Source organism: Streptomyces sp. NPDC048275, from assembly GCF_040652275.1.
GTDB lineage: Bacteria > Actinomycetota > Actinomycetes > Streptomycetales > Streptomycetaceae > Streptomyces.
On sequence record NZ_JBEZLR010000113.1, the window covers coordinates 24,437 to 31,487 of the forward strand.

The window sequence follows — 7,051 nt, forward strand, 5'->3', positions numbered from 1 at the left end:
CACCAGGCCCCGCGTCTGCGGCATGATCCGCCGGACAGGCCCCAGGGGGCAGTGGCTGGTGCCACTGCCCCCAAGTAATCCGTGGGTCGGTCCGTGCGCGAACTGTCCGGTGGTACCGGCGCGTTCAGGAAGCCGCGCTCCGCAGCTCCACCAGGTCGATCTGCTCGGTCTCGTCGTGCGCGGTCAGGTCGATGACCTGACCGACGCCGCGATATTCCTCGTCCGCGGGCTTGAAACCGAACTCGGCGTCGGCCTTGTGCAGAGCGAGCGCCTCCTGGCCGACCACGTCCGCGAGGTCCTCGTTCTGTACGGAGTCCAGCGCGTCGGACGACGTCTCCTTCTGCGTACCGAAGAAGTCGAACCCACCCTCGACCGACGGGCGACGTACGGGCGCGGCCGGCGCGACGGCCACCGCGGTCGGCACGGCGAAGTGCCCGGAGGGACGGGAGGGCTTGGCGGACTTCACAGGCTTCACGGGCTTCACGGGCGTCACCGGCACCACAGAGGGGGACGCCCCGGCGGGCTGCGCCGACACGGACGCGGGCACGGCGGCCGAGCGCTCATGCTCGTCGACCGCCTCGGGCTTCCCCTGCGCCTCGTCCTCCTCCGCGGCGGCGTCCGCCGACGGGCCCGTCTCAGGGGAAACGCCCTGCGCGGGCTCCCCGTTCGCGGACTCGCCCGTCACGGACCCGCTGTACGCGGAACCGTCCGTCGAGGTCTCGCCCTTCGTCAGCTCGCCCTGGACTGCCTCGGAGGCGTCGTCGTTCTCGGGTACGGAGCGGGACTCGGGCTCGGGATCAGGGTCAGGGTCGGAGTCCGAAGCGGTTTCGGCTTCGACTTCGGCTTCGGCGCCCGCGGCGCCGCTCGCGATCCGGCTCAGCGCCGCGTTGGCCCGCAGGAAGAGCGACGACCCGGTCGGCGAGAAGACCTCGGGAGACGCGGGAGTTGCGGGAGACGCGGGCGCATCCGTGGACTCGTCGTCGGACTCATCGGCGGCCTCCGCTTCCGTGGCCTCCGCTTCCGTGGCCTCCATCTCGGTGGCCTCCGCCTCGGTGGCCTCCGCCTCGGTGGCCTCCGCCTCGGCGCCCTCCGTCTCGACCGCCGCTTCCTCGCTCGGGTCTTCGCTCGCCGCGGCCACGTTTTCGGGCGTTTCGGGGGTAGCCGCCGGCTCCACGGACTCCGCCGCAGCCGTCGAGGCGGCGGGCAGCGCACGAGCGGGCGCCGTCGTCTCTATCGCAAGCAGCCGACGTCCCTCCAGAGCGGTCGCCCGCTCCGTCTCCGCCGTGGCGTACCGCCGCAGCAGCGCCGCGTGTTCGTTGCGCAGACCCGCCAACTCCGCCCGCTTCGCGCGCAGCTTGTGCTCGAGCTTGGTGCGCAGCTCACGCGACTCGTCGAGGTCGGTCTCCAGTTCGGCGACGCGCTCCTCGTGGCGCCACTCGTCGCTCGCACGCGCGCGCGTGAGGTCCGCGACACGCTTGCCCGCCGCCGTGTCCCAACGGCGCATGACGAACCCGCCCGCCACGGCCGTCACCGCGGCACCCGCGGCCAGCGTGCGGAGCACCAGTGGCTCTGTGAACAGCCAGGGCCCCACGGCGCAGACGAGCGAGACGCCTGCGATCGCCGACGGAGGCAGCAGCCTGTGCAGAGGCGGGGAATGGCGGTGACGTCCACGTGGCATGGCCAGAAACTTACCGCGCGTAGGCGAATCTTGGTGCCCCGCACGGTAAAAACACAGCCACCCCGAAGCCTTCGCACCGCCCCGGGCACCCCCAAGGGCGCACTGCTCCTTGATCGGTTCCCCAGCCTCGCCCGTTCCCCTCCTTCGCATCCTTCGCAAGGACTTGCCCCGGACTTCCCCCCTCTTTTGAAACGGCTTTCCGGTGGGGAGTGAACCTGGCCCCCCAAGACACCGTCCTAGAGGGCGCAATATCGCCGGATGCCGGATTGGCACCGGATTCGAGGTCTCTCGCAGAACCACGGGATGCGATGTCTGTCAGGATGGATGCGGATATGCCGGGCGCGATTCCAGGCCGCCCCGGCAGGACACGGCGCCTGGTCCGCGGTCCGCGCCCGGAGGCCGTACCCACCCTCGTCGCCGGGGCCTGCGCACTCGTAGGGCTCCTGGACATCGCCGCCGGCGTCTTCCCGCACTTCCGGCACAATCGTGTGCACGCCGTCGCCGAGGTCCTGCCCGGCGCCCTCGGCCAGTTCGCCGCGGCGCTGTCGCTCGGCGTGGGTGTGCTGCTGCTGCTCCTGGCTCACGGGTTGCGCCGCCGCAAGCACCGGGCGTGGCGTGCCGCCGTCGTCCTGCTGCCGGCCGGTGCCGTCGCGCAGTTCGCGTACCGTCACTCGGTCATCGGCACCGTCATCTCCCTCGCGCTGCTCGCGCCGCTGCTGCGTCACCAAAGGGAGTTCGAGGCCCTGCCCGATCCACGCAGCCGCTGGCGCGCGCTCGCCAACTTCGTTCTCATGGGTGCCTGTTCCCTCGTCCTCGGACTCGTCATCGTCAGCGCCAACGAGAACCGGATGATCGGCGACCCGAGCCTGGCCGACCGCATCACACACGTCCTGTACGGCATGTTCGGCTTCGAAGGTCCCGTCGACTACACCGAACCCACGTCCTGGACGGTCGCCTCCTCCCTCGGCGCGCTCGGCCTGCTGACCTCCGTCACAACGGCCTACCTGGCCTTCCGCCCCGAACACCCCGCCGCACGCCTCACTCAGGACGACGAGACCCGGCTGCGCGCCCTCCTGGCCAAGCACGGCGCCCGCGACTCGCTCGGCCACTTCGCACTGCGCCGCGACAAGGCCGTCGTCTTCTCGCCCAGCGGCAAAGCGGCCGTCACCTACCGCGTGGTCTGCGGTGTGATGCTCGCCAGCGGCGATCCCATCGGCGATGTCGAGGCCTGGCCCGGCGCCATGGAACGCTTCATGGACGAGGCGAAGGCCCACTCCTGGACCCCCGCCGTCATGGGCTGCTCCAAGACGGGCGGCGAGGTGTGGACCCGCGAGACCGGGCTCGACGCCCACGAACCGGGCGACGAGGCGGTGGTGGACGCCGCGGATTTCTCCCTGGCCGGGCGCTCGATGCGGAATGTTCGCCAGATGGTGAAACGCATCGAACGTGCCGGTTACCAGACCCGGGTACGACGCATCCGTGACCTCGGCGAGGGTGAGCCGGACCGGATACGGCGCGCCGCGGACGACCGGCGCGGCACCGACACCGAGCGCGGCTTCTCCATGGCCCTCGGCCGCATCGGCGACCCCTCCGACGGGGACTGTCCGATCGCCACCGCCCACAAGGCCGACGAGATCCCCGGCCTGCACGGCGACCTCGGCATCGAGCGGATCTCGCTCGACTTCGCGATGTTCCGCTCGGCGCCGGCGCGCGGCGAGAAGATCGGCGCGGGCCCGGTGCTGCGCGCCTGGCGGGGCCTGCTGGTCTTCCTCTCCCGCTGGTTCCCGATCGAGTCCCTGTACAAGTTCGACGCGAAGTTCAGCCCCCGCCGGGAACCCCGCTTCGTCGTCCACGGCTCCTCCCCCGGCCTCCCGCGCATCGGCTTCGCCGCCCTCCAGGCGGAGGGCTTCGTGAACCTGGCACTCCCGCGCCCGCTGCGCCGCCGCACACCGGCTCCCCGCCCTTGTCCGCACAGGGTCACGGAGCGCGGGGTCAGCGCGGCGTAGCCCCGCCGCGCGGGCTTCGGCGGTTCGAGGGGACCACCGGACGGACCGATACCGGTGGGCGGCGGGAAAGCACGGCCTCGAAGCGGCCTAGGCTGGACATATGAGCATCGAGCGCGGGCGCATCCGCGGCCAAGTCGCCGGACTGCCGACATGGGACCGCTGCGCGGTCATGGGAGTCGTCAACGTAACCCCGGACTCCTTCTCCGACGGCGGCCGCTGGTTCGACACGACGGCCGCCATCAAGCACGGCCTGAGCCTGGTCACCGAGGGCGCCGACCTCGTGGACGTCGGCGGGGAGTCCACCCGCCCCGGCGCCACCCGCGTGGACGAGGAAGAAGAGCTCAAGCGCGTCATCCCGGTGGTCCGCGGCCTCGCCTCCGAGGGCGTCACCATCTCCGTGGACACCATGCGCGCGTCCGTCGCCGAACAGTCGCTCGCCGCGGGCGCCGCCCTCGTCAACGACGTCAGCGGCGGCCTCTCCGACCCCGCCATGATCCCGACCGTCGCCGCGGCCGGCGCCCCCTTCGTGGTCATGCACTGGCGCGGCTTCCTGGAGGGCGGCAACGTGCGGGGGACGTACGAGGACGTCGTCTCCGAAGTCGTCGACGAGCTGCACGCACGCGTGGAGGCCGTTCTGGCGGGCGGCATCGCCGCCGACCGGATCGTCGTCGACCCGGGCCTCGGCTTCTCCAAGGACTCGGAACACGACCTGACGCTGCTGGCCCACCTTGACCGGCTGCGCGGCCTCGGCCATCCGCTGCTCGTCGCCGCGTCCCGCAAGAGGTTCCTGGGCCACGTCCTGGCGGGCCCGGAAGGCGCCCCGCCGCCCGCGCGCGAGCGGGACGCCGCCACCGCCGCCGTCTCCGCGCTCGCCGCGCACCAGGGCGCGTGGGCGGTCCGGGTCCACGAGGTACGGGCCACCGCCGACGCCGTACGAGTCGCCCGGGCCGTAGAGGGAGCCCTGTGAGCGCACCCCGCACCGACGTCGAGCAGGTCGAACTGGCCAACACCGCCTTCTACGAGGCACTGGAACGGGGAGACTTCGAAGAGCTGTCGTCGCTCTGGCTGGCCCCGCTGGACACCGCCGACGACGACATCGAGGGGGACGGCGCGATGATCTCCTGCGTCCACCCCGGCTGGCCGGTCCTCAGCGGCCGCGGCGAGGTCCTGCGCTCGTACGCGCTGATCATGGCGAACACCGAGTACATCCAGTTCTTCCTCACCGACGTGCATGTGTCCGTCACCGGTGACACCGCGTTGGTGACCTGCACCGAGAACATCCTCAGCGGCGGCCCCGCACCGGACGACAGCGACGAGCTGGGCCCGCTCGTCGGCCAGCTGGTCGTCGCCACCAACGTGTTCCGGCGCACGGTCGACGGCTGGAAGCTCTGGTCGCACCACGCCTCCCCCGTCCTCGCCGAATCCGGCGAGGAGGAGGATGAGGACACGGCCGGTTGAGGAGTGGTTGGAATCACCTACTGCCGGGTATGGGCGGCTACCAACCCATGAGCCGCCGTATTCCCCAGGGGAAACGCCCGATGAAGCCTGATGACCATCAGGTGGGCGCGCGCGCCCACAGGCGAGCTTTGTCAGTGGCCGCAGGTAGATTCGTCCGAGGCCGATGAGCCGACCGCAACCGGTTCATGACGGCTCGGGGTCTGTATCCCACGGCGAAGCCGCCATGGGATACAGCCCGGAAAGCACTGTCCGACGATTGCAGGAGTGATTCGCGTGGATCGTGTCGCGCTGCGCGGCCTCAAGGCCCGTGGGCACCACGGTGTCTTCCAGAAGGAACGCGAAGAGGGCCAGACCTTCATCGTGGACCTGTCGCTGGGCCTGGACACCCGGCCGGCCGCGGCCGACGACGACCTGACGAAGACCGTGCACTACGGCATCGTGGCGGAGGAGGTCGTGGCCGTCGTCGAGGGAGAGCCCGTCGACCTCATCGAGACACTCGCCGAGCGCATCGCCCAGGCCTGCCTGAAGCACGACGGGGTACAGGAGGTCGAGGTCTGCGTCCACAAACCGGACGCGCCGATCACGGTCCCCTTCGACGACGTCACCGTCACCATCACCCGGAGCCGAGTATGACCGCCTTCTTCACCGAGGGTCAGAGCGACCCGACCGTACAGCCGGTGCCCGCCTCCGTGGTGGAGCGGGTGGACGCCGCCGACACGACTTTGCAGAACCCCAAGCGCGCGGTGATCTCCCTCGGCTCGAACCTGGGCAACCGCCTGGAGACCCTCCAAGGAGCCATCGACGCCCTGGAGGACACCCCTGGCGTCCGCATCAAGGCGGTCTCCCCCGTCTACGAGACGGAGCCGTGGGGCGTCGAACCGGGCAGTCAGCCGACGTACTTCAACGCGGTCGTGGTCCTCAGGACCACCCTCCCCCCGTCCTCGCTCCTGGAGCGCGCACACGCGGTCGAAGAGGCCTTCCACCGCGTACGCGACGAGCGCTGGGGCCCCCGCACGATCGACGTGGACATCGTGGCGTACGCCGATGTCATCTCCGACGACCCGGTGCTGACCCTCCCTCACCCGCGCGCCCACGAGCGGGCCTTCGTCCTCGCCCCCTGGCTCGACGTGGAGCCCGAGGCACAGTTGCCCGGCCGCGGCCCCGTGGCCCAGCTCCTCGCCGATGTCGCCCTGCACGGAGTCGCACCCCGTGCCGACCTGGAACTCAGGCTGCCCGAGTAGTCGTTAAGGTCAAGGCGACCAGTGGCCGGACGACCGTCCGCAGGGAAGAGCCCTGTTGTGGGCCGCCACACGCGATCCCGAGGGGAACTGAGTGAAAGAGCTGCGCATCAGGACGCTGGCCGTCGTGTTCGTCGTGGCCGGTGTGCTGTCCTGGGCGGGCGCCCGCCTGTGGAACGCGGTGGGCACACTCCCCCGGGTCCCCCTCGCCGCTCCCATCGTGCTGGCCCTGATCGCCGCTGTCCTCCTCGCGACGGCGCTCTCACTGCGCGCCCGCCTCAAGGCCCAGCGTGAGCGCCGCCCCGGCGCCAAGGGCGTCGACCCGCTGATGGCGGCCCGCGCGGTCGTCTTCGGCCAGGCGAGCGCCCTGGTCGCCGCCCTGGTGGCGGGCATGTACGGCGGCACGGGCGTGTTCCTGCTCGAATCCCTGGACATCCCAGCCCGCCGTGACCAGGCCATCTACGCCGGCTTCTCCGTCCTGGCCGGCATCGGCGTCATAGCGGCCGCCTTCTTCCTGGAGCGCGTCTGCAAACTCCCGGAGGACGACGACACCAACGGCGGGACAGCTCCTGCGGCTTAGACCGACCGGCAATGGGAGGGTGGGAGAAGGAGCGGGGTCTGGTGCGTGCAGCTGCAAGGCGGAGGAGGGAGTGATGGCGGAGCCATCGCGA

The 7,051-nt window shown here is 71.1% G+C and carries 7 protein-coding genes; 6 read left to right on the plus strand and 1 reads right to left on the minus strand.

The features are described 5' to 3' along the window. Positions 1 to 124: 124 nt before the first annotated feature. The gene (locus tag AB0D57_RS40420) at positions 125 to 1,678 is read right to left on the minus strand and encodes a hypothetical protein (RefSeq protein WP_362085634.1); all 1,554 of its coding nucleotides are present in this window, start codon (positions 1,676 to 1,678) and stop codon (positions 125 to 127) included. 332 nt (positions 1,679 to 2,010) lie between these two features. Here AB0D57_RS40420 and AB0D57_RS40425 point away from each other — a divergent pair, with 332 nt between their 5' ends. The 6 genes from AB0D57_RS40425 to AB0D57_RS40450 all read left to right on the plus strand — a co-directional run bounded on the left by AB0D57_RS40425 (position 2,011) and on the right by AB0D57_RS40450 (position 6,960). Further along, positions 2,011 to 3,684, plus strand: a complete 1,674-nt coding sequence (locus AB0D57_RS40425) for a phosphatidylglycerol lysyltransferase domain-containing protein (RefSeq protein ID WP_362085637.1) — start codon at positions 2,011 to 2,013, stop codon at positions 3,682 to 3,684. Between the two features lie 100 nt (positions 3,685 to 3,784). After that, positions 3,785 to 4,651 (plus strand): dihydropteroate synthase, encoded by an 867-nt coding sequence (folP, locus tag AB0D57_RS40430; protein ID WP_362085640.1) that lies wholly within the window; start codon positions 3,785 to 3,787, stop codon positions 4,649 to 4,651. After that, a complete protein-coding gene (locus AB0D57_RS40435; RefSeq protein WP_362085643.1) occupies positions 4,648 to 5,142 on the plus strand; it encodes a nuclear transport factor 2 family protein in 495 nt (164 codons plus the stop codon). Before folP ends, AB0D57_RS40435 begins: the two co-directional genes overlap by 4 nt. A gap of 273 nt (positions 5,143 to 5,415) precedes the next feature. Then, on the plus strand, positions 5,416 to 5,775 hold the full coding sequence (gene folB, locus AB0D57_RS40440) for a dihydroneopterin aldolase (protein WP_362085646.1): 360 nt from the start codon (positions 5,416 to 5,418) through the stop codon (positions 5,773 to 5,775). Then, positions 5,772 to 6,383 (plus strand): 2-amino-4-hydroxy-6-hydroxymethyldihydropteridine diphosphokinase, encoded by a 612-nt coding sequence (gene folK, locus AB0D57_RS40445; protein ID WP_362085649.1) that lies wholly within the window; start codon positions 5,772 to 5,774, stop codon positions 6,381 to 6,383. Before folB ends, folK begins: the two co-directional genes overlap by 4 nt. 91 nt (positions 6,384 to 6,474) lie before the next feature. Beyond that, positions 6,475 to 6,960: a DUF3180 domain-containing protein gene (locus AB0D57_RS40450; protein WP_362085652.1), complete on the plus strand. Its 486-nt coding sequence runs from the start codon at positions 6,475 to 6,477 to the stop codon at positions 6,958 to 6,960. Positions 6,961 to 7,051: the final 91 nt, after the last annotated feature.